Below are 1,812 nucleotides of genomic sequence, written 5' to 3'. Positions count from 1 at the left end.
GAGTGAGGCGGCCCCTGTGACAGCTTGAAGTCTGGAACTCAAGCAACAGATGAAACACAGGCGCCCCTGGCAAGACATGCAACAGGGGCGCCTGTCTCGCTGTCTTAGAAGCTGGCGGTGGCGGTGATGCTGCCGCCAGCGGCCGGGGTGGTGACGGTGTTGTTGCTACCGCCCTGCCACACGACGTTGCCGCTGCCGTCGCGCTTGAGGCACTTCCACTGCACGGCGGTGTTCGCGGGCAGCGCGTAGGTGCCGCGCCAGGTGGGGTACGCGGTGGGGCTGAGAATCTTGGTGGTGGTGGGGCTCCAGGTGTCGAGCTCCGCGACGCTGCCGGTGACGTAGACGTTCTGGCCCATCACGGTCGTGCCGTTGTTGCACACGAACTCCACGTTGGCGGTGGTGCCGGTGGGGGGCGGCGTGGTGCCGGTGGTCCACACGGTGTAGTCCGTGCCGGAGGCCGCCTGCGTCCAGCCGGTGCCGGGGGACCAGGAGCCAGTGCCCAGCTTCACCGCCACCTTGCCGCCGATGATGGCCGCGTACAGGCCGCTCTCCGCGCGCTGGATGCTGACGGTGGACTCGGACGTGAGGCCCGCGCTCTTGCGGATGTCCATCAGCGTCTTGATGGAGCTGCCCAGGCCCCAGTTGAAGTAGTGCGCCCAGTAGACGGTGGGGATGCCCGGGTGGGTGAGCACGTAGGCGTAGCCCGCCATCACCTTGGCGCACGGCACCGGCCAGTGGTTCTGCCCGTTGCCGCACGTCTCGCTGGGGCCGGTGTCGTGGTTGTCCACGAAGGTGACGTGGCGGCTGGCCCACCAGCCGATGCCGCCCGCGGGCTTGCCGTCGGACGCCTTCAGGCGCGTGTAGTTGTTGTTGGTGAGCGCGTCGTTGAGCAGGCCCTTGGTGGCGAAGTCGAACGCGGCGCAGCTTCCCGTGGTCGCGTCCACCCAGTTGGTGATCTGCTGCTTCCAGTTGTTGGGGTTGTTCGCGTCGAAGTAGTTCGTGGGCCAGAACTCGCCCACGCAGAACCACGGGTCCGTCGCGGTGACGTACTCCTTCACGTAGCTGCCCGCGAAGCCCTTCACGAAGTCGAACCGCCAGCCCGCGAAGCCCACGCCCTTCAGGCGGGTGCCCATCCACGTCTTCAGGTCCGCGCGCACGTTCGTCTGCGAGTGGTCCAGGTCGCGCGCCGCAGCGTAGCCCTCGCCGCTGTCCGCGTTGCCGCAGGCGCTGGGCCACTCGTCCCCCGCGGCCACCGCGCTGCAGCCGCTCCAGGTGGGGTTGGTGAAGTCCGCCCAGTTGGCGGTGCCCACGCGGTGGTTCACCACGATGTCCGCGATGGGCTTCACGCCCTGCGCGTTGAGCGCGGCCAGCGCCTGGGTGAGCTCCGCTTCCGTGCCGTAGCTGGAGTTGAGCACGTTGAGCTGCCGGGGCAGGTAGCCCTGCGTGGACGCCGCGTCGGACGGCGGCGGCAGCCAGATCATCGTGAAGCCCGCGGCCTTCACCGCGGCCGCGTTGTTCTTCACCGTGTTCCACCACCCGCCCGCGCTGGCGGAGTTCCAGTGGAAGCCCTGGATCATCACGTCGGTGCTGGCGCCATCCAGCGGCTTGGCCACGGCGGGCGCGGCGGCGAACAGGCCAGCCGTGGAGACGACCAGCAGTCGGGTCTTCAACGTCATCGGGGGACCTCGGGGTTGTGGGGGAAAGCGCGGGCAAGCTAGTCCCGGCTTCCGGCACGGACCAGGACTCCCCGTCGAAGAGGCCCTCCCACCCGGTGCTTCCGAGGAGACGGCGCGGTGCGTCGCGCTGTTCAGG

At 68.9% G+C, this 1,812-nt stretch carries 1 protein-coding gene; it reads right to left on the bottom strand.

Going from position 1 to position 1,812, the window contains the following annotated elements:
* Window positions 1–104 precede the first annotated feature (104 nt).
* The gene (locus D7W82_RS39460) at window positions 105–1,676 is read right to left on the bottom strand and encodes a glucan 1,4-alpha-maltotetraohydrolase domain-containing protein (RefSeq protein WP_120623158.1); all 1,572 of its coding nucleotides are present in this window, start codon (window positions 1,674–1,676) and stop codon (window positions 105–107) included.
* Between the last annotated feature and the right edge of the window lie 136 nt (window positions 1,677–1,812).

The sequence above is a fragment of the Corallococcus sp. CA049B genome (assembly GCF_003611685.1).
Classification (GTDB): Bacteria; Myxococcota; Myxococcia; order Myxococcales; family Myxococcaceae; genus Corallococcus; species Corallococcus coralloides.
This window is presented reverse-complemented; position numbering and strand designations above follow the sequence as displayed.